Source organism: Compostimonas suwonensis (genome assembly GCF_002797855.1).
Taxonomy (GTDB): domain Bacteria; phylum Actinomycetota; class Actinomycetes; order Actinomycetales; family Microbacteriaceae; genus Compostimonas; species Compostimonas suwonensis.
The window spans coordinates 794,667-818,950 of sequence record NZ_PGFB01000002.1; the positions used below are offsets into that span (position 1 = coordinate 794,667).

25 protein-coding genes are annotated in these 24,284 nt (G+C 66.1%); 11 read left to right on the plus strand and 14 right to left on the minus strand.

Going from position 1 to position 24,284, the window contains the following annotated elements; translation table 11 throughout:
- Positions 1–7: 7 nt before the first annotated feature.
- The 3 genes from CLV54_RS07515 to CLV54_RS07525 form a co-directional block, all read right to left on the minus strand.
- Positions 8–604: a TetR/AcrR family transcriptional regulator gene (locus tag CLV54_RS07515; RefSeq protein ID WP_157802869.1), complete on the minus strand. Its 597-nt coding sequence runs from the start codon at positions 602–604 to the stop codon at positions 8–10.
- Positions 605–632: 28 nt separating this feature from the next.
- Positions 633–3,089, minus strand: a complete 2,457-nt coding sequence (locus CLV54_RS07520) for an MMPL family transporter (protein WP_245861469.1) — start codon at positions 3,087–3,089, stop codon at positions 633–635.
- A gap of 149 nt (positions 3,090–3,238) precedes the next feature.
- On the minus strand, positions 3,239–3,985 hold the full coding sequence (locus CLV54_RS07525) for an SDR family oxidoreductase (protein WP_100344296.1): 747 nt from the start codon (positions 3,983–3,985) through the stop codon (positions 3,239–3,241).
- Positions 3,986–4,122: 137 nt separating this feature from the next.
- Between CLV54_RS07525 and CLV54_RS07530 the strand changes: the two genes are divergently transcribed.
- Positions 4,123–4,962, plus strand: coding sequence for a helix-turn-helix transcriptional regulator (locus CLV54_RS07530; RefSeq protein WP_100344297.1), 840 nt, complete (start codon positions 4,123–4,125; stop codon positions 4,960–4,962).
- A 222-nt stretch (positions 4,963–5,184) separates the two neighbouring features.
- Positions 5,185–5,931 carry an SDR family NAD(P)-dependent oxidoreductase gene (locus CLV54_RS07535; protein ID WP_100344298.1) on the plus strand — a complete coding sequence of 249 codons (747 nt, stop codon included), beginning with the start codon at positions 5,185–5,187 and terminating at the stop codon, positions 5,929–5,931.
- A 93-nt stretch (positions 5,932–6,024) separates the two neighbouring features.
- On the opposite strand, the gene CLV54_RS17790 is transcribed toward CLV54_RS07535, so the two are convergent.
- Entirely contained in the window at positions 6,025–6,294 is a 270-nt protein-coding gene (locus tag CLV54_RS17790) for a hypothetical protein (protein WP_211294469.1), read from the minus strand.
- A gap of 103 nt (positions 6,295–6,397) precedes the next feature.
- Between CLV54_RS17790 and CLV54_RS07545 the strand changes: the two genes are divergently transcribed.
- The 4 genes from CLV54_RS07545 to CLV54_RS07560 all read left to right on the plus strand — a co-directional run bounded on the left by CLV54_RS07545 (position 6,398) and on the right by CLV54_RS07560 (position 9,736).
- Complete coding sequence (locus CLV54_RS07545) at positions 6,398–7,246, plus strand: oxidoreductase (protein ID WP_100344299.1); 849 nt, start codon at positions 6,398–6,400, stop codon at positions 7,244–7,246.
- A gap of 49 nt (positions 7,247–7,295) precedes the next feature.
- Positions 7,296–8,168, plus strand: a complete 873-nt coding sequence (locus CLV54_RS07550) for an aldo/keto reductase (protein ID WP_100344300.1) — start codon at positions 7,296–7,298, stop codon at positions 8,166–8,168.
- Positions 8,168–8,821: a TetR/AcrR family transcriptional regulator gene (locus CLV54_RS07555; RefSeq protein WP_100344301.1), complete on the plus strand. Its 654-nt coding sequence runs from the start codon at positions 8,168–8,170 to the stop codon at positions 8,819–8,821. Before CLV54_RS07550 ends, CLV54_RS07555 begins: the two co-directional genes overlap by 1 nt.
- Before the next feature lie 69 nt (positions 8,822–8,890).
- Positions 8,891–9,736: an SDR family NAD(P)-dependent oxidoreductase gene (locus CLV54_RS07560; protein ID WP_100344429.1), complete on the plus strand. Its 846-nt coding sequence runs from the start codon at positions 8,891–8,893 to the stop codon at positions 9,734–9,736.
- 55 nt (positions 9,737–9,791) lie between these two features.
- Here CLV54_RS07560 and CLV54_RS07565 read toward each other — a convergent pair whose 3' ends face one another.
- Positions 9,792–10,166, minus strand: coding sequence for a DUF2255 family protein (locus CLV54_RS07565; RefSeq protein ID WP_100344302.1), 375 nt, complete (start codon positions 10,164–10,166; stop codon positions 9,792–9,794).
- A gap of 26 nt (positions 10,167–10,192) precedes the next feature.
- Positions 10,193–11,170, minus strand: coding sequence for an aldo/keto reductase (locus tag CLV54_RS07570; RefSeq protein ID WP_211294470.1), 978 nt, complete (start codon positions 11,168–11,170; stop codon positions 10,193–10,195).
- Between the two features lie 64 nt (positions 11,171–11,234).
- On the opposite strand from CLV54_RS07570, the gene CLV54_RS07575 reads away from it, so the two are divergent.
- Positions 11,235–11,807: a TetR family transcriptional regulator gene (locus tag CLV54_RS07575; RefSeq protein WP_100344303.1), complete on the plus strand. Its 573-nt coding sequence runs from the start codon at positions 11,235–11,237 to the stop codon at positions 11,805–11,807.
- 528 nt (positions 11,808–12,335) lie between these two features.
- On the opposite strand, the gene CLV54_RS07580 is transcribed toward CLV54_RS07575, so the two are convergent.
- A complete protein-coding gene (locus CLV54_RS07580) occupies positions 12,336–13,163 on the minus strand; it encodes a helix-turn-helix transcriptional regulator (RefSeq protein WP_100344304.1) in 828 nt (275 codons plus the stop codon).
- A gap of 10 nt (positions 13,164–13,173) precedes the next feature.
- Entirely contained in the window at positions 13,174–13,935 is a 762-nt protein-coding gene (locus CLV54_RS07585) for an SDR family oxidoreductase (RefSeq protein ID WP_100344305.1), read from the minus strand.
- Between the two features lie 778 nt (positions 13,936–14,713).
- Here CLV54_RS07585 and CLV54_RS07595 point away from each other — a divergent pair.
- Both CLV54_RS07595 and CLV54_RS07600 read left to right on the plus strand, forming a co-directional pair.
- Entirely contained in the window at positions 14,714–15,352 is a 639-nt protein-coding gene (locus tag CLV54_RS07595; RefSeq protein WP_157802870.1) for a TetR/AcrR family transcriptional regulator, read from the plus strand.
- Positions 15,353–15,415: 63 nt separating this feature from the next.
- Positions 15,416–16,267 (plus strand): mechanosensitive ion channel family protein, encoded by an 852-nt coding sequence (locus tag CLV54_RS07600; RefSeq protein ID WP_157802871.1) that lies wholly within the window; start codon positions 15,416–15,418, stop codon positions 16,265–16,267.
- Between the two features lie 42 nt (positions 16,268–16,309).
- Here the strand turns inward: CLV54_RS07600 and CLV54_RS07605 are convergent, their stop codons facing one another.
- The 4 genes from CLV54_RS07605 to CLV54_RS07620 all read right to left on the minus strand — a co-directional run bounded on the left by CLV54_RS07605 (position 16,310) and on the right by CLV54_RS07620 (position 20,369).
- Positions 16,310–17,809: a glycoside hydrolase family 43 protein gene (locus tag CLV54_RS07605; protein WP_211294471.1), complete on the minus strand. Its 1,500-nt coding sequence runs from the start codon at positions 17,807–17,809 to the stop codon at positions 16,310–16,312.
- Between the two features lie 33 nt (positions 17,810–17,842).
- The gene (locus CLV54_RS07610; protein ID WP_100344309.1) at positions 17,843–18,100 is read right to left on the minus strand and encodes a hypothetical protein; all 258 of its coding nucleotides are present in this window, start codon (positions 18,098–18,100) and stop codon (positions 17,843–17,845) included.
- Positions 18,101–18,510: 410 nt separating this feature from the next.
- The gene (locus CLV54_RS07615; RefSeq protein ID WP_100344310.1) at positions 18,511–19,710 is read right to left on the minus strand and encodes an MFS transporter; all 1,200 of its coding nucleotides are present in this window, start codon (positions 19,708–19,710) and stop codon (positions 18,511–18,513) included.
- Complete coding sequence (locus CLV54_RS07620) at positions 19,707–20,369, minus strand: GntR family transcriptional regulator (protein ID WP_100344311.1); 663 nt, start codon at positions 20,367–20,369, stop codon at positions 19,707–19,709. Before CLV54_RS07620 ends, CLV54_RS07615 begins: the two co-directional genes overlap by 4 nt.
- A gap of 124 nt (positions 20,370–20,493) precedes the next feature.
- Between CLV54_RS07620 and CLV54_RS17795 the strand changes: the two genes are divergently transcribed.
- A complete protein-coding gene (locus tag CLV54_RS17795) occupies positions 20,494–21,813 on the plus strand; it encodes a glucose 1-dehydrogenase (RefSeq protein ID WP_211294472.1) in 1,320 nt (439 codons plus the stop codon).
- Positions 21,814–21,961: 148 nt separating this feature from the next.
- Here CLV54_RS17795 and CLV54_RS07635 read toward each other — a convergent pair whose 3' ends face one another.
- Positions 21,962–22,426, minus strand: a complete 465-nt coding sequence (locus CLV54_RS07635) for a DUF1214 domain-containing protein (protein WP_211294473.1) — start codon at positions 22,424–22,426, stop codon at positions 21,962–21,964.
- A 151-nt stretch (positions 22,427–22,577) separates the two neighbouring features.
- Positions 22,578–22,781, minus strand: coding sequence for a DUF1254 domain-containing protein (locus tag CLV54_RS07640; protein ID WP_100344314.1), 204 nt, complete (start codon positions 22,779–22,781; stop codon positions 22,578–22,580).
- A gap of 108 nt (positions 22,782–22,889) precedes the next feature.
- Between CLV54_RS07640 and CLV54_RS07645 the strand changes: the two genes are divergently transcribed.
- Positions 22,890–24,197: a DUF1254 domain-containing protein gene (locus CLV54_RS07645; protein WP_100344315.1), complete on the plus strand. Its 1,308-nt coding sequence runs from the start codon at positions 22,890–22,892 to the stop codon at positions 24,195–24,197.
- Positions 24,198–24,284 lie beyond the last annotated feature (87 nt).

Sequence of the window (24,284 nt, forward strand, 5' to 3'; positions counted from 1 at the left end):
TGCGGAGTCAGCTATCCCTGCTCCCCAGCAGGCCGGCGAGCACGAACTCCGCCAATGCGTCGGCGATGGGCTCGTCCCTGTGATCGCCCGTACGCGTCCCGCCGAGCCGGTTGGCGAGCGGGGCCTGCACGATACCCGACAGAGCACCCGTGAGAACGAAGTAGAGGAGATGGACGGGGATGTCTCCCCACCCTCGTGAGCGCAGGGCTTCCTCCGCTCCCGGCAGCGCCTCGGTGACGGCGGGTCTGAGGTAGTTCTCGCAGAGGTAGTCGAGGCGTTCGGAATCACGGGTCGCTTCATCCCAGATCAGCCGGTAGAGCTGGGGACGCTGAGCCGCGGTGCGGTAAAGACCGCGCACCCGCCCGGCAATGGAGGACTGCTCGTCGGAATCGTCTTCGAGACTGCCGGGCTCGAGCTCGGCGATCGCGAAGTCGACGACGGCACGCCAGAAGTCGAGCTTGGAGCCGTAGCGGTCGTTGAGGAAGTTGTGGTTGACGCCGATCCTGCGCCCCAGCTCACGGACGGACGCCGCGTCGTAGCCGAGCTCGGCGAACGCGTCCAGGCCGCGACGAAGGATCTCCGCGTCTTTCATCCGAATGACCATTCCCGGCCTCCTCATATAGCTTTTCTCATCATGACGGCGAGGTGCGCGTCGTCGCATCGAACGTGCGCGTCGTTGTATCGAGTTTGGCCCCTTCGACGTCGAGGTCGGGGAGGATTCGGTCGAGCCATCGCGGCAGCCACCAGGCGGCTCGGCCGACGAGCGACATCAGCGCAGGGACGAGCAGGAGGCGGACGACGAACGCGTCGGCGAGGACGCCGGCGGCGAGGCCGATGCCGAGGGCTCGGACGACGATGGAGTCGGAGAAGATGAACCCTCCGAAGACGGCGACCATGATGAGACCTGCGGCTATGACGACGGTGCGGGCGGCGTGGAAGCCCTGCATAACGGCGTCGCGTGCGGGGGCGCCGTGGACGAAGGCTTCGCGCATACCGGAGGCGAGGAACAGCTGATAGTCCATGGCGAGTCCGAACAGGATGCCGATGAGGATGATCGGCAGGAAGCTCAGCACGGGGCCGGAGCTGTGGACGCCGAAGACGGTGCCCAGCCATCCCCATTGGAATACGGCGACGAGCACCCCGAAGGTGGCGAAGAGGGACAGCAGGAACCCGGCGGTCGCGATGAGCGGGACCAGGAAGGAGCGGAAGACCGCGATCATGATGAGCAGCGAGAGCCCGGCGACGACGACGAGATAGATCGGGAGCACGCTGGCGAGTTTCTCAGAGATGTCGATGTTGCCGGTGGCCTGACCTGCGACGCCGAGCGCGCCCTCGCTTCCGATCTTCAGCGCACGGAGGGAGCGTACGAGCTGCTCGGTCGAGTCGCTGTCCGGGCCCTCCCTCGGGACGACCTGGAATGCGGCGAGCCGATGGTCGTCGGAGATGCCGATCGGGGCGACCGCGACGACGTCGTCCTGGCCTCCGACAAGTCGTGCGACCTCGAGCTGCGCCGTCGCGGCATCGGCCTCGTCGAGGCCCGCCGGCAGGGTCGCAGTCACGAGGAGGGTGCCGTTGACCCCTGCTCCGAACTCGTCGGCGACGATGGCATGCGCCCGGTAGGTGGTGGAGTCCACCGGATCGGATGAGGCATCGGGCAGGCCGAGCCGCATCGACAGCGCAGGGAACGCGACGGTCAGGAGAACCCCGGCCGCCACGACCGCCGTCACGACCGCTCGCGTTGTTGACATCCGACGGTGGCGGACGCCCGGACGAGCGGCGGATGCATCCGTCCGACGGCGTCTGCCGAGTACACGCGTGCCGATCTTCCCGAGAAGAGCGGGGGTCAGCGTGACCGCGACCAGCACAGCCACGACCACGCAGCCGGCGCCAACGGTGCCCATGACGCCCACGAATGGGATGCCGGTGATGTTCAGGGCCAGCAGAGCGACCACGACGGTGGACCCGGCGAAGACGACGGCGTTGCCGGCCGTGCCGTTCGCGATGCCGATCGATTCATCCAGCTCCATACCCGCCCGCAGCTGGGTGCGGTGCCGATGGAGGATGAACAGCGAGTAGTCGATACCGACGGCGAGACCGAGCATAACGCCGAGAACCGGGGTGACGGAAACCATGTCGACCACACTGGACAGCGCCAGCGACGCGAGTACCCCAACGGCGACGCCGATCACGGCGTTGAGAATCGGCAGGCCGGCAGCGACGAGGCTGCCGAGCATCACCAGCAGCACGATCGCGGCGATGACGACACCGGCGATCTCACCCGGCCCGATGATCTCCGGAACCGTTTGGGCTATTTCAGACGAGAACTCGACCTCGACGCCGGGGATGGGATCGGCACTGAAGTGGTCCATGACCGCATGCCGCGACTGTTCGGACAGTTCCAGGCTCGGAACCGCGAAGGAGACACTGGCGATCGCGGCGGTGCCGTCGGCGGACACCGTGCGGATCTCCCGCGCGAGTGCCAACAGCTCTCCCCCCTCCTCGACGCTCCTCGCCTGTTTGTCGAGTTCGGTACGGTTCTGATCGACCGCATCCTGTTGATGCCGGAGGGCGGTGCGCCGGCTGTCCACCTCGTCCTGCTGCGCGATGAATGCCGCGGAGATCTGCGCGTAGCTGCCGTCCGCCTGCGCCGCTTCGATCGCCGCATCGAGCTGCTGCTGCGCCACCTCCAGCTGCTCCCGTCCTGCGGTCAGCTGGACCTGGGCCGCATCGAGTTGCGTGCGCGCATCGCCGATCTGAGCGCGGCCGTCCCCGAGGGACTGCTCCTGCTCGGAGCGTTGCGTCTCGACCGAGAACGGGTTGAGGACGGAGACGACGTCGGGCAGGTCCTCACCCGTCGCGAGGACGTCCGAGATCCGCGCCCGCTGGTCGGCGGTCAGGGCTTCTCCGTCTGTGCTGTGGAAGACGACCGTTCCCGAAGCTCCGCCGAAGTCCGGGAGCTTTTCGGAGAGCTCGGCGGCGACGCGAGCGGTCTCTGTGCCCGGCACGTCGAAACTGGAGCTCAGCGGGCCGCGCCCGAGGAGGAACCCGGTGGCGACGATGCCCAGCAAGAGCGCCCACGCCACCACCACCGACCATCCGTGCCGGGCAGAGAACCTGCCCAGTCTGTAAAGCGCACCTGCCACGCTCACGCCTCCTCTCGATCATGAGAACTATTCTGACACTTGTCAGAATAGCAGGGAAACGTGATCGAGGGATCCCGCTGATCTGTTCAGACGGCTCAGAGGCCGGGGTTGATGGCGGCGACCATCTGGTCGTAGGAGCCGTTGACCTCGGCGAACCGCATCCCCTTCACGGCGTCGACGAGGATCTCCTTCGCGTCGGACTGCTCTTGCAGGAGCGTGATCACCTCGTCGATGAACGCGTCGAGGGGCAGGAACGCCTCGAACTCGGTCTGTCCGGGGGTGAGCTCGGTGCGCACACCCGGCGGGACCAGCTCGACGACCTCCACGGACGATCCGGCGAGCTGCAGACGGATGGTCTCGGTGAAACGGTGGATGAACGCCTTGGAGCCGTTGTAGCTCGGCGAGATCGCCAGCGGCGTGTGGGCGAGGCCGGAGGACACGGTGATGATCGCGGCGTCGGGGCGGGTCTGCAGGTGCTCGATGAACGCGGCGATCAGCCGGATCGGGCCGAGCACGTTCGTGACGACCGTGTCCTCGGCGGCGGTGAGGAAAGCGGCGGTGTGCACATCCTCGACCGTCATGATGCCAGCCATGGCGATGACGGTGTCCAGCTCGGGATGCTGGGCGAGGACCTGGTCGCGGGCGGTGAGGATCGAGGCCGGATCGGCGGTGTCGATACGGACGGTGTGAAGACCGTGCTCGGTCGCGAGCTGCTCGAGCAGGTGAGTGCGGCGGCCGCCGATGATGACGGTGCTGCCGGCCTCTTTGAGGCGCAGAGCCAGAGCGAGGCCGATGCCGGACGTGGCGCCGGGGATGAAGATGGTGCGGGTGGAGATGTCCACGGGATGGATCCTTTCATTCGTTGTCAGGTCCACCTTCAGGCATCGCCCGGGCAGGCGGGAGAGGAGTGGTTATCGGAGGACTTCCGCTCCTCCCCTCCAGAGTGCCGCTGCCGGACGCGCGCCCGTATGGTAGATCTGTGGACCGTTTGCAACTCGCCGACTTCCTCCGTCACCGGAGGGGTGCCCTGCATGCCGAAGACGTCGGGATCGCGGCCGGGCCGCGTCGGCGAACGACCGGGCTGCGCCGAGAAGAGGTCGCCGCCCTCACGGGGATGTCGACCGACTACTACACCCGGTTGGAGCAGGCCAGGAGCACACAGCCATCCGAGCAGATGCTGAGCGCGCTCGCCCGTGCCCTCCGCCTCACCGCCGACGAACGCGATCACCTCTACCGGCTCGCCGGCCACAACGCACCGGCGCGGCGCGGCTTGGACGCTCACGTCTCACCCGCGCTCCAGCGGGTGCTGGACAGGCTGGACGACACTCCGGCGATGATCCTCTCCGGTCTCGGGGAGACCTTGCTGCAGAACCGGCTCGCCGCGGCCCTGTTCGGCGACCACTCTGCGCAGACAGGTCTCGCGCGCTCCGGCGTCTACCGATGGTTCACCGACCCGGCCGAGCGTTCCATCTACCCGCTCGCCGATCACCCCCACCAGAGCCAAGCCCAGGTCGCGAACCTGCGCGTCGCATTCGGCATCGCCGGCCCATCTTCACGCGCGGGCGAACTCGTCCGTGCATTGATGAAGGCCAGCGCCGAGTTCGCCGAACTCTGGGAACGTCACGAGGTCGTCACCCGCTTCGAGGACCACAAGACCCTCCTGCACCCCGAACTGGGCGAACTCGAGCTGGACTGTCAAGCACTGTTCACCGAGGACCAGTCCCAGGCACTCCTCGTCCTCACTGCGCCGCCCCGGTCGGAAGCATTCGAGAAGCTCCAGCTGCTGGCCGTGCTGGGCAACCAGCAGTTCACCTCCTGACACCGCGCGCATCCGAGCGGGCTGCTCGCGAGGCCACGCGCGGGCTGTCAGCACCGGTCCCGCCCGGCCGTTGCGCCCCGGCCTCCCGAGCAGGGAGGGACTCATAGTCCGCGGATATCCGCTCCTCTCGTGCCGTCGCCGGCCCGCTCGTACGGTGAGAAATCGAGCGACGAACCTACCCGGTAGTCGACCGGCCGCGGCGCTCACCACGAAAGGAAACTCATGACTGACATGACCGGCAAGGTCGTCCTGATCACCGGCGGCACCCGAGGAATCGGCCGCTCCGTCGGCCTCGCGTTTGCCCGAGAAGGCGCAACGATCGTCGCCTCGTACACGGCCGACGAGGCCGCCGCAGCGCAGCTCGGCACCGAACTGGACGCTCTCGGTGTGAAACACCTCACCGTCCGCAGCGACTCCGCCCGTCCCGAGGAGATTCGCAGCCTGTTCGCCCAGGCCAAGGAGACGTTCGGCCGGATCGACGTGGTGGTCTCCAACGCGGGGGTCGAGCTGATCGACACGCCCATCCTGGAGACCACCGACGCCCAGCTCGACCTGCTGCTGAACGTCAACATCCGCGGCACCTTCTACACCCTCCAGGAAGCCGCCAAGGCGGTCGAGGACGGCGGCCGGATCATCGCCACCGGGTCGACGATCGCCCTCAACGCACCCGCCGGCGCATCGCTGTACTCCGCCACCAAAGGCGCCCTTAAGCCCATGGTCCAGGCCGTCGCCCGCGAGGTCGCCACTCGCGGCATCACCGCGAACCTCATCACTCCCGGTGTCGTCGAAGGTGCCGGGGTCATCCGCGACCTGCCGCAGGAGACGATCGACCAGTACGCCGCGTTCAACCCCTTCGGTCGCCAGGCTCGCCCAGACGACATCGGCCCGGTCGCGGTCTTCCTCGCCTCGCCCGGCGCTGCGTTCATCAATGGCCAGGCGATCGCCGTCGACGGCGGCTCCTTCATGTGACCAGCGCATTCGTCGGCCCTCATCGGCGAATACACCGCGCCCGGCTGCTACCGAACCCGAACCGGCAGCAACCGGGCAGGGCCCGTCCCGCGTTCACCCCAACCTCGCGGCGCCCGGCAGAAGATCCGCCAAGCACGTGAAGGCATCGGCTTCGGGCACTTCGAGGACGAAGGAGAAGATCGCGCGATGGGTCTTGATCGTGTCCCGCCGCAGGACCAGGACGTCGGCTCCAGCGCGGATCCGTCCAGAATCCTGCGCTCGACGGAGCCGGTCGGCGGCGTTGGCGAAGATGGCCTGGCCGTCGACCCAGCGGGCAGGACCGGCGAGGAGGGCGACAGCCTCGGGATGACCGAGACGCTCCAACGGCTTGTCTACATCTGATCCGTGCTCTAAACTGAACTAGTCGTTCAGTTTAGTTAGTTGCCCGGCAGGAGCCTGCGGCGGCACATCGAGAGGACATACCCACATGAGTGTGTGGTTCATCACCGGCGCGAACCGTGGCCTCGGTGCGGAGATCGTCGAGAAGGCGCTTGCCGCCGGACATCAGGTCGTCGCGACCGCCCGCAAGCCCGAGCAGGTCGCCGAACGGTTCCCCGAGGCGGCTGAGAAGCTGCTCGCGGTCGCCCTGGACGTGACCGACGAGGCGCAGGCCAAGGCCGCGACGGCTGCGGCGCTCGATCGCTTCGGTCGCATCGACGTGCTCGTCAACAACGCAGGCCGCGGCCTCCTCGGCGCCGTCGAGGAGGCCAGTGACGCCGAGGTCCGCGCCGTCTATGAGACCAACGTCTTCGGGCTGCTCAACGTCACCCGCGCGGTGACCCCCGCACTGCGGGCACAGCGTTCCGGACACATCGTCAACCTGTCGTCGGTGGGCGGGTTCGTCGGCGCGCAGGGCTGGGGCGTCTACGCTTCGACCAAATTCGCCATCGAAGGCCTTTCAGAAGCCCAGGCGACCGAGCTGAAGCCCCTCGGCGTGCAGGTGACGCTCATCGAGCCGGGTTACTTCCGCACCGACTTCCTCGACGACTCGAGCCTGCACAGGGTCGAGGCAGCGATCGACGACTACGCCGACGGCCCCGCAGGGCAGATGCGCGAGATCGCTTCACAGGTCAACCACGGCCAACCCGGCGACCCGATCAAGGCCGCGCAGGTGATCGTGGAGACCATCGACTCCGGCACCGCACCACTGCGCCTCCAGCTGGGCGCGGACTGCGTCGCCGCCGTGGAAGACAAGCTCGGCTTCGTTCAGCACGAACTCGACGCCTGGCGCGACGTGTCGGTCTCGACCGGCTTCGACGAGGCGGCCTCAGCCTGACATCAGGACCCACCGACAACGACAACACCACGATCGAGGAGATATGAGTATGAGCGAGAGCGATGCGGACCAGGTCGCGCAGCACAGCGGGACCTTCGCCCTCGGAGGCGACCTCAGCGCGACCCGGCTCGGATTCGGCACCATGCAGCTGGCCGGTCCCGGCGTCTGGGGCCCGCCGAAGGATCACGACGAGGCGATACGCGTGCTGCGTCGCGCGGTCGAGCTCGGCGTGAACTTCATCGACACCGCAGACTCCTACGGGCCGAACGTCGCCGAGGAACTCGTCAAGGAGGCTCTTCACCCGTACGCCAGCGATCTCGTCATCGCCACGAAAGCGGGTTTCACCCGACAGGGACCCGGACAGTGGAGCGTCAACGGCAACCCCGCATATCTGCGCAGGCAGGCAGAGGGCAGCCTTCGCAGGCTCGGCGTCGACCGCATCGACCTGTTCCAACTGCACCGCATCGACCGCTCCGTCCCCTTGGAGGATCAGCTCAGCGAGCTCAAGGCGCTGCAGGACGAAGGCGCGATTCGCCACATCGGCCTGTCCGAGGTCTCCATCGCCGACGTAGAGACGGCATCAGAGATCGCCCCCATCGTGTCGGTGCAGAACGAGTACAACCTGGCGAACCGCTCCTCGGAGGCGCTGCTGGACTACTCGACGCGCAACGGCATCGGGTTCATCCCCTGGTTCCCGCTCGCGACCGGGGCGCTGGCACAGGGCGACGGACCGCTGGCCACGATCGCCAGGGAGAAAGGCGCCACGCCTTCGCAGCTCGCACTGGCCTGGCTGCTGAAGCGCTCGCCTTCGATGCTGCCGATCCCCGGCACCTCGAGCGTCGCGCACCTCGAGGACAACATTCGCGCCGCGGAGATCACGCTGACCGAGGCCGAATTCGACCGGCTGACCGAGGCCGTCTGATGATGAACAGCGCGGCCACCGAAGACGGGATCGTGGATCGTCCCCGCGGGGCGCGCAGTGACCGCCTCCACGCGCAGGTGATCGCCGCGACGCAGGAGCTGCTGCGCGAGGGCGGGCTGAACGCGGCGACGGTGGATGCGATCGCGCAGCGTTCCGGGGTGAGCAAAGCGACCATCTACAAGCACTGGCCCTCGCGTACCGCGGTAGCCGCGAAGGCGTTCGGACGGATGATGGCTGAGGCGCTGCCGCTGCCCGACACCGGCTCCACCCGCGAGGACCTGAGCGAGCAGGTGCGGCGGGTGAGCGCGTTCTACGACAGCGACCTCGGCGCCGTGTTCGCGCAGCTGATCGCGGCCTGCGTCGACGATCCGGCCGGTGCCGCCTATTTCCGGAAGTATTTCCTCGATGGCCGCCGCGCTGCGATCACCGATCTCTGGCAGCGTGGCATCGATCGCGGCGACGCCGACCCCTCGATCCCGATCGACGACGTCATCGACGTCCTCTTCGGGCCTTTGGTCTTCCGTCGGCTCACGGGCCACTACGCCTTGACCGACGAGCACGCCCGCACCCTCGCCCAGACGGCACTCGCCGGCCTCCTACCGATCGGCGACGGAATCGCAGCACGCACCGACCACAACGAGCAACTCGCATAACCGATGCCCGCCCACCAAACAGGCGAGGCGCACCGCATCACGAACGACATCGATAGCAGGGAGAACCTCATGACCACCACGGAACGCACATCCAAGACCTGGTTCATCACCGGCGCTTCGCGCGGTTTCGGCCGCGAATGGACCGAAGCCGCCCTCGACCGCGGCGACCGCGTCGCGGCCACCGCGCGCAACGTCGACTCACTCGGCGACCTCGTCGAGAAGTATGGCGACGCCGTCCTGCCACTGCGACTCGACGTGACCGACAAGGCCGCCGTCGACGTCGCGGTCGCCCACTCGATCGAGCGCTTCGGACATCTCGACGTCGTCGTCAACAACGCCGGCTACGGGCTGTTCGGCGCCATCGAAGAGGTCTCCGCGGAGGAGGCGCGCGCGCAGATCGAGACGAACCTGTTCGGAGCGCTCTGGGTCACAAAGGCGGTCGTCCCGCACCTGCGCGAGCGGGGCTCCGGCCACATCATCCAGGTGTCGTCTATCGGCGGCATCAACGCCTACGCCAACCTCGGCCTCTACCATGCCTCCAAATGGGGCCTCGAAGGCTTCAGCCAAGCGCTCGCGCTGGAGCTCGCCCCGTTCGGCGTGCACGTGACCCTCATCGAACCGGCCAACTACTCGACCGACTGGTCCGGGGCCTCGGCCGCGCACTCCGCGCCGCTGGACTTCTACGAGCCCGCCCGCGCCGCACGCGCCGCACGGATACGCCCCGGTGCGGTCGGCGTACCGTCCGCGACGCGCGCGGCGATCCTCGCCGTCGTCGACGCCGACCAGCCGCCGCTGCGGATCTTCTTCGGCCGCAACATGATCGAGCAGGCCACCACCGAGTACGAGCAGCGCATCGCCGGCTGGGAGGCCTGGCGGACGGTCTCCGAGGCCGCACACGGCAACCCCACCGAGTAGGGGGCTAAAGGTGGTCGACACCTGCCAGCGCCGCTCTCGTCTGCGTGGCTCGGGCCTACACCGGAAGGAGCCGGAAGGTGGTTTCGGCGGCGGTGCGGGTGAGCATCGGGTCGAGGTTGGTCGCGCCGTGGCTGTCGTACTTGGCATGGTAGGCGGTGTCGACGGCCCGATCGACGCCCGAGCCAGGCTCCTCGAAGATCACGTCGCGCTCGATCCCGCCCGCGCGCACGCGCCCGGCGAGCTGCTGCATCGCGCCGCTGAACCAGTTACTGCCCCGACCGTAGCCGGAGCGGACGTAGAGATCGTCGCCCACGCGCACGACCCAGATGGTCACGAATCGTCGAAGGCTTCCGTCACGTCGCACGGATGCGAGCCCCAGCTCGGTCGCACCGCCGATGCGGTCGAGCTCCTCAGAGGTCCAGGTCGTCATAGTCCATGCTCCTCGTCGTCTCTCGCTCATTCCCACTCGGGGACGAGCCCTTCGGGGAATCGCGCGCCGAAGCCGCCGCGGGGAAGGATGCGCGCGATCTCGGCAACGTCGGCGTCGGTGAGCACGACGTCCGCCGCGCCGACGTTCTCGGCCACGCGAGCGGCGCTGCGGGTTCCGGGGATCGGCACGATGTCGTCCGCCTGTGCGAGCAGCCAGGCGAGGGCGAGCTGCGACACGGTCGCGCCCTTGCTCTCGGCCAGCGCGGTCAGCTGCCGGACGGCGTCGACGTTGTGCTCGAAGTTGCCCGGCTGCCAGCGCGGGTCGCGGCTGCGCATGTCGTCCTCGCCATACTCGCCGGCCGGCTTCGCGGTGCCCGTGAGAAACCCTCGACCCAGCGGCGAGTACGGCACGAATCCGATGCCGAGCTCGCGCAGCACAGGGAAGAGCACCTCGACGTCACGCTCGAACAGCGAGTACTCGGTCTGCAGAATCGACACGGGCTGCACGGCGTGGGCGCGGCGGATGGCCTGCTCGCCCGCCTCGCTCATGCCGAAGTACCGCACGGTACCGGCGTCGATGAACTCCTTGACCGTGCCGGCGACGTCTTCGATCGGCACGCCGGGATCGGGACGGTGCTGGTAGAGCACATCGATATGGTCGGTGCCGAGGAAGCGCAGCGAGTTCTCCACGACCTCGCGGATGTGATCAGGCCTGCTGTCGACCCCGTAGTCGTGGGTGAAGCCGAACTTGGTCGCGATGACGATCTCATTCCGGAAGGGCTTCACGGCCTGCCCGACGATTCGTTCGTTCTCGCCCCACCCGTACATCTCGGCAGTGTCGAACATGGTCACGCCGAGATCGTATGCGCGGCGGATAGCGGCAGTGCCGCCCGCCGCGTCTCCCTCGCCGTAGGCGATGGAGATCCCCATCGCCCCGAATCCGATCTCGGCGACCTCGAGGCCTTGCTGTCCGAGTCGGCGCTTACGCAGTTGTTGTGTCGTCATATCGGCAGTCTAGGCCATACATGGCAGGTTCTGCCAACATTGACACGAGAGCTAGGATGAATGCATGTCCGATCTCCCTCGACCGAGTCTGCGCGATCACGCCCGTGATGCCGTGCGACGCCAGATCGCCGCCACCGCCGTAGAACTGTTCGACGAGCGCGGGTTCGCGAACGTCACCATCGAGGACATCGTGACCGCTGCCGGGACGTCACCACGGACCTTCCACCGCTACTTCTCCGCCAAGGAGGAGACCGTCCTCATCGACGCCGAGACGCACGGCACGCAGGTCCGTGACGCACTGGAACGACAGGATCTCGCCGACCCATGGGCGGCACTGCGAGGCAGCCTGGAGCCGCTCGTCCGCAACACCGCGCACGACGACGGCCGCTCGCTCCGCGGCATGCGCGTGATGCTCAGCGCCCCCACGCTACGCGCTCGGAACCTGCAGAAGCACCGCGAATGGGCAGAGTTCCTCATCCCCGCCCTCGGGCAGTCGGACCTCGCGCGAGCACGGGCGCTGGTGTTCGGCGCACTGTCGTGCTTCGACGCCGCACTCGAGACATGGGTCGAACAAGACGGCGTCGAACCGCTCGCGACGATCCTGAACCGCGCGTTCGACGCCGTCGGCTACCGCTGACCCGCATCGCGAACATGTCGGGCCCTGACGCCCCAGCGTTCCGGCGTCGCCACGGTCGCGGCATACGCCGAGCCGGCGGTATTCCGCGCACCGCCAATGTGCTTCATGGCGAAGGCAATGGTCCAGCGACAGACACGCGAGTGCCGTTCTGCGAGGCGCGGAGGGTGCCAGGTCAGCATCGAAACGGCCGAATGACGAATACGCCATTCGACTGCGCGCACGAAGCGAATGGGGTCAGCGCGCGTGAGTTCGCGGAACCCGAACCGAGCACGCCCCTCCCCTTCCCCGCGCGTACACACGCCGACCGAAACATCGCAGTAGGACTCAGCCGGACCCGCTTCGTCGGGCTGACAGGATTAAACCTGCGAACCCCTTGACTGCCAGGTAGCCCGGTCGACTCGCTTGCTGGATTCCCGCGATGACTCGCTCCGCTGTCATCGAAATCGCCGGAGTCTTCGCTCTGTCGTCGTCGCTTGCCCAAGCTCTCCTCGACCGCCTCTCGTAGATGGGCCGAGAGGGCCCGGGTCGTCATGACGTCTGGTTCGGTTGGATGAGGGACGAGAGGAGGGCGAGTTTTTCGGCGCTCTCACTGCCGGCATCGGCGTAGTAGAGCACAAGCAGGACATCGTCGATGGGAAGCTTGTCGCGGTGTAGTTTCAGTTCGCCGACCACGGGATGATTCACCGTGGTCGTGCCACCCTCGAGCATGCGCACGTCGTGCCTGGCCCACAGCTCGCGGAAGCGGCCGCTGGCGAGGGAGAGCTCCCCGACCAGTGCGACGACTCGGGGATCGCCGATGTCGTCACCGATCTGCTCGCGGAACGCGGCGATGAAGCCTGCCGCGGATGCGGTCCAATCCTTGTGGAACGCCTGTTCCTCAGGGTCGAGCAGGAGTGAGCGGAGCCGGTTCTCGCCAGGACGCAATCGGGGCGATAGCGCTGTGGCGAGGTCGTTGACAGCGAGGACATCGAATGTCCTGCCTTCGACGAACGCGGGCACACCGACCGCGGCGAGCAGCTGATCCAGCCGATCCGGCACCCGCTCACGGATCCGACGCCGGCGCACGGGTCGAGAGTCGACGACGAGGCCGCGCAGGTAGTCCCGCTCGACCTCGTCAAGCCGGAGTACGCGGGCCAGAGCGTCGAGCACCTGCGGTGATGGATGCGCGTCGCGGCCACGTTCCAAACGGAGGTAGTAGTCGGCGCTGACGCCCGCGAGCATCGCGACCTCCTCGCGGCGCAAGCCGGGCACCTTACGGTTCCCGCCCGGGGGGATGCCGACCTGTTCAGGAGTGATCAGACCGCGCCGGGCACGCAAGTACGCCCCGAGCCGGTTCGCCTCCGTGCCATCGCTCATGACAGAAACGTTAGCCCTGGGCGCGGTCAGGCAGCATCGCGAGGGCCTGCGAGCGTTGCGCGACGAGTTCGTGGTAGGTTCCGTCGCGTTCGGCCCAGCGGTGCATGAGCACCGCCTGCACGAGGATCTCATGCGGGGTCGGGTTCTGCCCGAGGAGGTCCATGACCTCAGCGCCGAACGCGTCCAAGGCCAAGGCGTGGGGATTGCTGCTTCCGATCCGTGTCGCCACGGCAGGCGGCACGAGTTCCGCGACCTCGACGCCAGTGCCATCCAGCTGCGCACGCAACGCTTCGCTGTAGGCATGAACCGCGGCCTTGGACGCGGCGTAGGTAGGCATGACCGGGAACGGGAGGAAGCCGATCCCCGAACTCACCGTGATGAACGTCCCGCCGCGGCGTCCTATCAGATGCGGGGTGAACGCGTCGATGACCCTGATCGTACCCAGCAGATTGACGTCGACAATGATTTGAGCGGCAGCGAAGTGGGAGGGGTCCCGAAGGTCCTCCGGAGCCCCCGTGCCCGACATGGTGACAACCGTGTCGAGATCGGGATGCAGCCTCAGCGCCTCATCGCGCGCCCGGATGACCGAGGCGGGGTCGGTGACATCGATCTCGACAGCATCGAGACCTTCGTCAGAGAGTTGAGCGAGCACCTCGGTGCGGCGGCCACCGACGACAACGGTGCTGCCAGCCGCTTGGAAGCGATGGGCCAGCTCAAGGCCGATGCCCGAGGTCCCACCGACCATGAAAACCGAACGAGAAGTGATATCCATGACTCCACGGTAGATCGACCCGCATCAGAGACAGGGGACCCTCCCAGGACCCCGGAACAGCCCTCCCCCCGCGAATTCTGGCTAGGTGAGCACGACACACTGTTCGGCGTGACGTGCCGTCGGTGATCGCGGACGCCCTGCTCCGGACACCCGCAATGAAGGATTCCAGGACGACCTACCGAAGTTATGCTCAGCGTGTTCCTCGCCGCGCGCAGTTCGGAAGTGGCGGGTTCGTCGGCGGTGACGTCGATTGGGCGAACAATGTGGTCACGATCGAGCGGCAGTGCTTTCCCGGCGCTTTCCAGGCGCTGGCGGCCTGAGCGTCGAGCCTCCGCAGAGCCGCAGGGCGCGCCGCGCGCCCATCATCGTCACCACCGTCGCATTGCGTGACGCAACCGCTTGGGGCGAAATGGTGCATCGCTGGGGTTGCCAGGGTTGCGCCGTCACGACCTCCGACATGCGGACGCCACGTAGTTCGCGAACGCCTGCGTCCCGATCGACGTCGTGAGCGACATCCTCGGGCATGCATCGGTCGAGACGACGCGTGCGTACCTTCACACCGACAACACAGCGTTGCAGAACGCCACGGCGCGGATGAACGCACACCTTCGGGAGGCCGCGATGAGCAGCGAGAAACATCTGAACCCCTCGACCATGTCGGGCCAAGGGTCCCGTTGTGGTGCCAGCAGCGTGGTCTTCGCTGCTGGCGATGTCAGGTGCTGCGAGAATCGCTGTTACTGCAGTTTGACGCGTTGGGGGGGGTGCGATGAGTCGAAGGTTGGCACCGGATGTGCGGCGGGCGGAGATCATCGATACGACGATGCGCCTCATTGCGGAGGACGGGCCGCACGGTTTGAGTCTTCGATCAGTGGCGCGGCGATGCGAGATGTCGGCTCCTGGGCTGATGCATCACTTTCCGACTCTCCGTGATTTGCTCCGCGCGGTGGTGGAGGAGCGCGCGCGGATCGGACGTGAGGCGATTGCGGAGATCGTGCGTGAAGCAGGCGACGGATTGACTCTGCAAATGCTCGCGGATGCGCTCATCCGCTTCTACTACACGGACAAGGCTGCGGAGACCCGCAACTTCGATGCCCTCGAGGCGGAGTCGTTGGCGCCGGGTCACCCGGCGCACGGGATCTACCCGCGATCAGCGATCCAGCCGCTGCCGATCACCCGTCGTTTGGCGGAGCGAGACTTCGAGGATCCCGATGCGGCGTTGACGATGCTGTCGTTGCTCGCGGACGCGTTGAGGTCACGGTGGTTGCGGGACTTGGAGCCCGTTGATCGGTGGAACGAATGGGTCGCCAGCCGCGATCACGTCTTCGGCACGCTCGAGCGCCGACACAAGCATGAACTGCCCGCGCCGGACACGACGAGCGATACGTCCCACCCCGATAATCTGTCACCTGACAGATAAGTCGGAGATTGCCGCATCGATGCGGTGGGGAAGGGATGGTCAGTAACAGTGTGGAATGACCTGATGGGCTTTCTCAACGCCTATCGCGTGCCACTTCTTATCGCGTTTGTCTGCTTCTTGGTCACGGTGAACACGATCGTTTTGGTGGCAGTGATTCGCAGAGCGACGGCGCGCCTGGTTCGCCGGACTGGAACGCGCGGCAAGGACGATGCTCGCGGTGTGGCCGCACACGAGCAGCTCGTGCGACGGGCGCGCACGGCGAGCACCGTTGCGGTCAACATCGTCATCTGGACTCAGGTCGCGATCGCTGTGATGGTGATCTTGGGCCTGCTCGGTGTGAATCTGACTGCGCTTCTCGCGTCCGCAGGTGTGCTCGCGGCAGTGCTGACCTTCGGTGCACAGAATGTGATCAAAGACGTGATGGCGGGACTGTTCATGGTCTTCGAGGATCAGCTGGATGTCGGCGATCTTGTCGATGCCGGCATGGCGACCGGAGTCGTGGAGAGCGTCGGTATCCGAGTCACGCAAGTACGAGATCTGACCGGGATGCTCTGGTCGATTCGCAATGGCGAGATCGTCAGAATCGGCAACGGCACCCGATCCTGGCGGAGGGTCGTCCTCGACATCCCTCTGACACCAGACACCGAGATCTCACTTGCCACGAAGATAGTCACTTCAGCGATCGTTGACACCCTCGCGCAACAGCTTCCATCGGATACCCCTTCCGCCTCGCCAGAGTGTGTGGGAGTAGTCGCGTTCGACGGCAGCGCCGTGACCGTGAGGTTCACCGCTGAGGTACCGGCGACCGACCTGTACCGACTGGATGTCGCGCTCCGAACCGCTGCGAGGCAAGCCATCATCGATGATCCTGCCCTGACGTTGGCCATTCCCCTGCGGGTCGCCAGCACCGTTTGAGACCAACGGGCAACGTGCGAAACGAACGCAGCCCGTGTGCGCCTACGCCTTGAAGGGGTTCTCCGCGGCGTCCCCATCGCCGGCCGGTGCAATCGGTTCGTAGCTGAAGCGATGAAGAACACAGCTGCCACCAAGCGTCCGCACACCGACAACTCGACCAGTGAACCCCGCGGTCACCTCGGTGGACAACAATCGCCCGTCGAAGCGAGCCACCTCGACCGGCCCGTCCGCCGTGCCCACCGAAAACACGAGCTGATCCGGCCCGCTGTTGAACCCCATTTCTGGGGTCCACTCCTGCGCGCTCACATGCAGAGCGGAGACGGTCGCATCTACCGGAACGGACGCGAGCGTGTGGCGCAGACCCACCGATGACAGTGTGACGGACGCCGTGCCGTCGGCCAGCGCGATCTCCGCCCAGTTGTCCGTGTCCATGTGAACCTGTAGCGCCCCGGCACCGGTGACCTCGGCAACCACGTTCCAATACTCGTCACGCGCCCGAACACTCAACGCCGGCAGGTACTCGTTCCGATCGACCGGGCGGATCGACAGCCCCTCCTCAACGGGACTGGTGGCGGACCACTGAGCACCGCCATGCGAAATCCAACGACCATCCAACTCCGCAGAGTTGAACCCATCGACGAAATCGGTCTCGAAGACGGCCGCTTCCCGTGCGTCATCGAACACCGGCCACCCTTCCACCCAACGCACGTCAGCAACGAAGGTCTCACGACCGTTGACATGGAACTTCGGGACGAATCCGCGTGGGCGGACCCCCAGATAAACCGCAGCCCACGTCCCGTCGGCGTTCTCGACCAGATCAGCGTGACCCACGTTCTGCACAGAGGACGCCGTTCCCCGATGGGTGAAGATCGGATTGCTGGGGCAGTCCTCCCACGGGCCGTCCAAGCTCTTCGCGCGTGCAATCGTCACGGAATGTGTCCTCGTCGTACCGCCCTCCGCGAGCAGACAGTAGTAGAACCCGTCGCGACGGTACAGGTGAGGCCCTTCCGGGTCAGTCAGAACACCGGTGCCCTGCCATAGTTGCCGCACCTCCCCGCGACGCTCGCCTGTCAGTGGGTCGATGGCAGACGACAAGATCCCGGATAGTCCAGTGTCAGAGACACCCTTCCACGTCAGATAGCAGGTGCCGTCCTCGTCCCAGAACAAGTCCGGGTCGATACCGATCGCGCCGGATGCGCGCACCGGGACACTCCACGGCCCCGCCGCTTCCTCGGCATGCACGATGAGATGCCCCTCGCGAGCAGAGAGCAGGTCACTGGTGACCACGAAGAACCGGCCATCACGATGACGGATGGTTGGCGCGTAAATGCCCGCGTTCGAGGGAGCCCCGCTCAAATCCAGCTGCTCCGGCCGAGAGAACGCATTCGCTACCAAACGCCACGTCCGAAGATCCGTGCTCTCGTGCACCGGAACGCCGGGCAAGTACTGGAATGTCGAGTTCGCGATGAAGAACGACTCGCCCACCCGGCAGATGCTCGGATCAGGATAAAAGCCAGGAATGGCAGGCAACAGCATCGCCATAAGTCTCCTCCGGTTCTATTTCCAGCACCGTTGTCAGCCTTCGGCAACCGACAGCCCGATGCCGAACCAATCTAACAGGTGACAGATATGCCGCGCGGAAAGCAACCCTGACCTTGCCGTTTCGAGTTCGAGAACGCTTCGGAGCGAGACGAGCGCCTGCTTGTAGAGTCCCATCCGCGCAAGGGTGAACGATGTGCGAGCCTCGTGCTCCGCCTCGAACGCCGGAGCAAGATTGCCCGAGAAAGCGTTCTGCGCCGTCATCGGGATCAGGTCAATGAGCGAGTGCAGCACTCGCCACGAAACCTCGGCGGGCCACCCTCGTACTGGCGTCAGAGATTGCATGTGGTATTGCCCACTCGCGATGACTCACAGCAATGGCCGAGCTCTACCGGGCAGCCAGACGATGAACCGAGATCGCGACCTGCGGGAACACGTGGATGCCAATCAAGCGGTTCGTGACGTCAGGCCCCACCGATGCTCGTCGCCATCATCAGCTGGCCTCGGCACCGCTGAAGATGATTTTGGCTGGGTCATGGTCAGTCATCGCTTTGCTGGCTTTGTGAATCGGCCTGACTTTCCTTCCGTTCTTCAGCTAAGAGACGTGACCTCTCGGGACATCACAGACAAGGCTCCCAATAGGAAAGTCAGACCGACTCAGAAGTCACCAGCGTGGCGATGAAACTACGGCGCGGGGGCGAACGTCATCCATCGAGCCGGTTCCTCGAGGTTCGCACTGTTACGAGTGCGAGGCACGCCGCGCAGGCGAGGGTGACGGCCGCCAGTGAGATCGCGTACGGGGTGATGGGGAGGAGCGCTGCGAGGAGGGTGGGGAGGAGGAACCCGGAGTAGGCCAGTGAGTAGTAGACGCCGGTGAGGCCGGCGAGGTCTCGGTCGGTGGCGATGGCTTGCACGTGGGCGAGTCCTGCGACGACGGCGATGCCGTATGCGAGACCGAGCACGATCGCGACCGCGAGGGCGAAAGCGGGTTCGGCGATGATACTGGCGATGACGGCGAGGGCCATGCCAAGGGTCATGAGCGCGAGCCCGATGGCGAGTGCGCGTCCGCGGGTGCGGGTGTCGATGCGGGCGACGAAGGGTTGGACGAGTGCGCCAGAACCGAGGGTCAGGACCGTGAGCATGGTGGCGTAGAGGGTGGTCCACTCACCGAGTTTCGGCGCGGCGATGGCGGGCATGATCGCGTAGGCGACGCCTGCGGCGGCGAACACCCACGGTGCGGCCGGGATCACCAGCCCGGTGAACCGGGCATGACCAACGGCGGGGACCCGCAGGTCGCGCCACCACGGGCCTGTCGCCCGCTTCTCGGGTCCGAGGGTTTCTGGGGCCCGCAACAGTGGGGCGAAGCAGAGAACGCCGAGAACCATGTGCACGAGGTACGGAACTTGTCCCGGGGCCGGGGCCCATTGGGCGAGCAGCCCCGTCACGGCAGCACCGATGCCGAATCCGAGCGTCAGGGTCAAGGACGGGCGCCGAGCGCCGGCCCCTGCGGGCGATGCGGGGTCGAACGGAGGCGTCGAGAGCTCCTTGATCCAGCTCGTGCCGACGGACATCGCCACCCCGACGCCTACGCCTGCGAGTGCCCGGCCGGCGCACAGCAGCACGAAGTCGTGCAGTCCGAGCGCGAGGAGTGCGCTACCGGCGACACCGGCGATGAGCCCTGCGATGAGGACGGGTTTGCGGCCGTGCTGGTCGGAGATGGCGGCGGCGATCAGAAGGGCGGGGATCAGCCCGAACACGTACATACCCAGGAGCAGGTTCGCCTGCCAGGGCGAGTAGTGGTCGAGGTTCTCGTAGAGGTGCAGAAGCGGCGTGAAGTGGTTCCCACCCCACGCCAGCACGAACACTGTGGGCGCGACTCGCACCCACAGCGGCAGGCGGCTCACCAGGCACTCGACGGGAAGTGCCCGGCTGTCACATGCGCTCTGACGGCGGCGGCGAACCCTGCGGCATCTCCTGCGGCAATGAACTCGACCAGTCGCTCATGCTCGTCTCGGAACACGGCGGCCGCGCGAAGGTTCCCGTCGATCGCCATGTAGGTCAGCCGTGCGAATCGTGGCCCGAGCTGGTCCATCAGCGTGTTCACGACGCCGTTCTGGCCCGCTTCGATGATGCGACGATGGAAAGCGAAATCGTGCGACGCGAACCCGAGTTGGTCGCCCTCGTCCAGGGCAGCCTGCTGGGAGGTGATCATCGCGTGCAAGGCGTCGACGAGGGTCTGTCGGCTCTCGGGCTGTTCGTTGATCACCTGGACCGAGCGGATCTCCCATGTAGTCCGCACATCCAGAAGATCGCGTCGTTCGGCCGGAGACACCGTTGTGATGAGAGCGCCTTTCTTCGGCATCAACCGCACCAGCCCCCACGCCTCCAGCTGCAGCATCGCCTCCCTCGCAGGGGTGCGACTCGCGCTCGCACCCTCTGCGAGGATCGCCTCCGTCAACACCTCACCAGGCGGTAACGCCCCCTCCGCGATGCGTTGCGCCGCTCGCGCGGCGATCCGCGCAGCAACGGGGCCGGCCTGCTCGCCCTCCCAGGGCAACTCCATTCGACTCGTCACACGCTCACCCTACTTCATAGATACATTGATGCATGCATTAGGATGATGATGTGTGCCATCGGTCTACCAGCCCAGTCGGCGCAATGGAAACGGCGAACCAGGAGGAGTGCACATGAGCATCCATACGACCATCACCCCAGAGGAAGCTGCCGATCGTCTCGCGATCCGCGAGCTGATCGACGCTTATGCGCACTGCGCCGACTTCCGGCAACCTGAGGCGCAGGCGGACCTGTTCACCTCTGATGCCCGGACCCTGGTCTATATGGGCGAGCCCGGTGAGCCGGTGCAGGTCCTCACCACCCGTGAGCAGCACGTCGAGGGCTTCTCTGGTCTGTCGCAATACGTGGCGACGACTCACTTCAACGGCCAGTTCACCATCGCCGTGGACGGTGAGCGCGACCGGCGAGGGCTACTGTCTGGCCCATCACCTCCTCGACGCCGAGGATGGCCGGAAGCTCATCCTGATGTCGATCCGCTACGAAGACACCTACACCAAGCAGAACGGTGCGTGGCTGTTCGCCGAACGCAAGCTCATCATCGTCTGGACCGACACCCGGCCCTCCCAGCCATGACCGCTTGGTGCGTCACGCACGCGCCCGCAGCACCAAGAACCCTGCTATCAACAACAGGACACGACAATCAAGGAGCCCACGCGATGACTGACCTCTTCGACCTCACCGGGACGACCGCCATCGTGACCGGCTCCAGCCGTGGGATCGGGTTCGCGATCGCGCGCACCCTGCTGAACCAAGGTGCGTCGGTCGTCGTCAACGGTTTCGATGCCCGTGAGACGGAAGACGCCGCACGAGCGCTCGGCGAGCAGATCGGCGACGCCACACGCGTCGCACCCCTGGCCGGCGATGTCACCGACCCGGCGGTGACCGCACGACTCGTTGATGCCGCCGTGCAGGCATTCGGACGCATGGATCATCTGGTGTGCAACGCAGGGATCGACATCATCAAACCCGCGATCGACTACACCCCCGGGGAATGGGATCGCGTCCTCACCGTGAACCTCCGCGGCGCGTTCCAACCGGCCCAGGCCGCAGCCCGTCACTGGCTCACGACCGGGCAGCCCGGGTCGATCACCTTCACCTCGTCCATCGCCGGGAGCGTCGGCATCCCAACACTCGCGCCGTATGCAGCAAGCAAGGGCGGCATCAATCAGCTCGTGCGCACCCTCGCCGCCGAATGGGCCGAACACGGCATCCGTGTCAACGCCGTCGCACCCGGTTACGTCGCGAACATCATGAACGGCGTCACCGCCCACGACGACCCCGAGTCCGACCAGCGCATCAACACCTTCACGCCACTGCGTCGCCGCGGGAGCACCGACGAGATCGCCGCCCCATACGCATTCCTCGCTTCCCCCGCTGCGAGCTATATCACCGGCTCCATCCTTGCCGCGGACGGCGGATACACCGCCACCTGAGCGAAAACTAGCTGTGCGGGTTCAGCACGCGCCACCGGTCAGGGTGTTCGAAGCCAGGATTACTGGCGTCAGAGATTCCATGTGATATGGCCGGTCCGCGAAGACTCGCAGGGCTGACCGCCTGGCTTGTCGCTGGTTCGGTGAGGGATTAGGCCACGCGTTGGATGGCGGGAAGTGTGATTCCCCGGCGCAGGGCCTCCGGCTTCGGAGAGTAGATGCGCAGCATGGGCTGGAATACCACGGCGGGTGTGGGTAGCCAGTTCGATTCTCGTTCCGGGCCTGGCGTGTCCGTCTGGATGTACAGTTCCAGCGATCCGTCCTCACCGAATCGGAGGTCGTCGCGATCGCCGATCGCGAACCGGTCGATGGGGTTCGGGACTTGGAACCCGGCCGCGTCGTACATAGTCAGTGACCAGAACGCATCCGCCTGCGGAAGTTCTCCCGCCTCGAAGCGGAGGACATACTTGTGCGCCCCGGTCAAGAGTTCCCCAGTCCCATCGACGGCGGTGCCAGGGTAAAGGGCGTCCTCGGGGAGGTTGCAGCCCAGGCCGGCCATCGCGACCATCGCGCGCCTACGGTAGTCGGTCCCATAGGTGCCGCCCTGGATGGTCATCCACGTTCCCGACCACGTGCCGAGGCTCCCATCCGTGGTCGAGGCGACCATGTCTTTCAGCGCCGAAACAGCACCTTCGTTGATCGCGTCGCGAACCTCCGGGCGAGCTGGTCGGCGTCGAACGACTCACCGACGACGAGACCGATCGCCTTCATCCGATCCCACCGGTGGTTCGGGTGGCGGGCACCGCGAAGACGTCACTCCACATGTCCAGCATCGGCGTCAGGTAGAACCTGCCGCCGGAATCAGGAACAGAGATCACAACCGGCTCCGCAGCCACGTCCACCCAGGCGAACGAGTAGAGCGTGTCGAAGTTGAATCGCACCACATCCCGAGCGGATCCCTCCGGGCGCACCCACTCGCCACCCTGCTCGCACGACTGAGCACCGCCCCTGTAGAGTCAGGCGAGGCGGGATCCTTGCTCAGAACCGACTCACGGTTCCGTCGGAAGACGGAGAGAACTGTGAGCATCCTGGCTGACGACCTGCGCACCCTGAGTCGCGAGGCATACATGTACCTCTATCCTTTGGTGACGATGGAGATATCCAGGCAGCAGGTCATCAATCTCGAAGCGGATGCTCGACCGGGGTTCGGGCCGGCGAACGAGTTCCACCACCTGCGGACATTTCCCCCGGCCGACTTCCGCGCCGTGGTGCGGCCCAACTTCGACACGCTCTACGCGAACGCGTGGTTCGATTTGACGAGCGGACCCGTGCTCCTGCGCGTGCCGGACACGGACGACCGCTACTACATGCTGCCGATGCTGGACATGTGGACCGATGTGTTTGCGACCGTGGGCAAGCGAACCACCGGCACCGGCGCGCAGGAGTACGTGCTAGTGGGTCCGGGCTATGCCGGTCCCCTACCAGAGGGCGTGACGGTGATCGCCTCCCCGACGTCGTACGGGTGGATCATCGGTCGTATCCAGACCAACGGCCCCAGCGATTACGCGGCGGTGCACGCCGTGCAGGACGGACTCTCGCTCACTCCCCTCGTGGCGTCGCCGCCGCACGTCATCGACCCGGACCATGACTCGCAGACCGAGGCACTCACGATCGCAAACCGGATGGATGCGTTCGAGTTCTTCACCTACGCAGCGGAAGCGCTGAAGACCACCCGACCCCACGCAACGGACTTCTCGATCCTCGCGCGGATCGCCAACCTCGGAATCATTCCCGGACGATCGTTCAACGCCGACCGGTTCGACCTTGGCCAGCGAGAGCAGATCCAAGCGGGCGCATCCGACGCCCTACACACGCTGATTGACTCGATCCCGACGATGGGAACCGCGACGAACGGGTGGACCAACTTCTCCGATACCACCGGTGTCTACGGCAACGACTACTTCACCCGCGCAGGAGTCACCCTCGCCGGGCTGGGCGCGAACCCACCCGAGGACGCCATCTATCCGCTGCTCGTCGATGACGCCGACGGCGACCCGGTCGTCGGTGACCGCGACTACGTCCTGCACTTCGACGCCGATCGACTTCCTCCAGTGGCAGCGTTCTGGTCGGTCACCATGTACGACGCCGAGGGATTCCAAGCAGCGAACGAGCTCGACAGGTTCGCGATCGGCGACCGCAACCCCCTCACCTACAACCCCGATGGTTCCCTCGACATCTACATCCAGCACACGAACCCCGGCCCCGACCGCGAACCGAACTGGCTCCCGGCACCCCTAGGCCCACTCGGCATCAACATGAGGCTCTACGCGCCAGCACCCGAAGCCCTCGACGGACGCTGGAACCCACCCGCCGTCAGAAAGGCATAGCCGACACGCCCACGCCGGAAAAACATACGTCCACACGGCCAACAGAACAGCCCAATACGAGGGTCATAGATCCCATGTGGCATTCGC

Coding starts and splice junctions, on each gene's coding strand:
- CLV54_RS07550 (WP_100344300.1), top strand. CDS start 7,296: ATGAGCGAGAGCGATGCGGACCAGGTCGCGCAGCACAGCGGGACCTTC.
- CLV54_RS07585 (WP_100344305.1), bottom strand. CDS start 13,935: ATGGATATCACTTCTCGTTCGGTTTTCATGGTCGGTGGGACCTCGGGC.
- CLV54_RS07605 (WP_211294471.1), bottom strand. CDS start 17,809: ATGGCGATGCTGTTGCCTGCCATTCCTGGCTTTTATCCTGATCCGAGC.
- CLV54_RS07600 (WP_157802871.1), top strand. CDS start 15,416: ATGGGCTTTCTCAACGCCTATCGCGTGCCACTTCTTATCGCGTTTGTC.
- CLV54_RS07580 (WP_100344304.1), bottom strand. CDS start 13,163: ATGAGCGATGGCACGGAGGCGAACCGGCTCGGGGCGTACTTGCGTGCC.
- CLV54_RS07570 (WP_211294470.1), bottom strand. CDS start 11,170: ATGACGACACAACAACTGCGTAAGCGCCGACTCGGACAGCAAGGCCTC.
- CLV54_RS07620 (WP_100344311.1), bottom strand. CDS start 20,369: ATGGAGTTGCCCTGGGAGGGCGAGCAGGCCGGCCCCGTTGCTGCGCGG.
- CLV54_RS07535 (WP_100344298.1), top strand. CDS start 5,185: ATGACTGACATGACCGGCAAGGTCGTCCTGATCACCGGCGGCACCCGA.
- CLV54_RS07545 (WP_100344299.1), top strand. CDS start 6,398: ATGAGTGTGTGGTTCATCACCGGCGCGAACCGTGGCCTCGGTGCGGAG.
- CLV54_RS17795 (WP_211294472.1), top strand. CDS start 20,494: ATGAGCATCCATACGACCATCACCCCAGAGGAAGCTGCCGATCGTCTC.
- CLV54_RS07565 (WP_100344302.1), bottom strand. CDS start 10,166: ATGACGACCTGGACCTCTGAGGAGCTCGACCGCATCGGCGGTGCGACC.
- CLV54_RS07575 (WP_100344303.1), top strand. CDS start 11,235: ATGTCCGATCTCCCTCGACCGAGTCTGCGCGATCACGCCCGTGATGCC.
- CLV54_RS07635 (WP_211294473.1), bottom strand. CDS start 22,426: ATGACCATCCAGGGCGGCACCTATGGGACCGACTACCGTAGGCGCGCG.
- CLV54_RS07515 (WP_157802869.1), bottom strand. CDS start 604: ATGGTCATTCGGATGAAAGACGCGGAGATCCTTCGTCGCGGCCTGGAC.
- CLV54_RS07555 (WP_100344301.1), top strand. CDS start 8,168: ATGATGAACAGCGCGGCCACCGAAGACGGGATCGTGGATCGTCCCCGC.
- CLV54_RS07560 (WP_100344429.1), top strand. CDS start 8,891: ATGACCACCACGGAACGCACATCCAAGACCTGGTTCATCACCGGCGCT.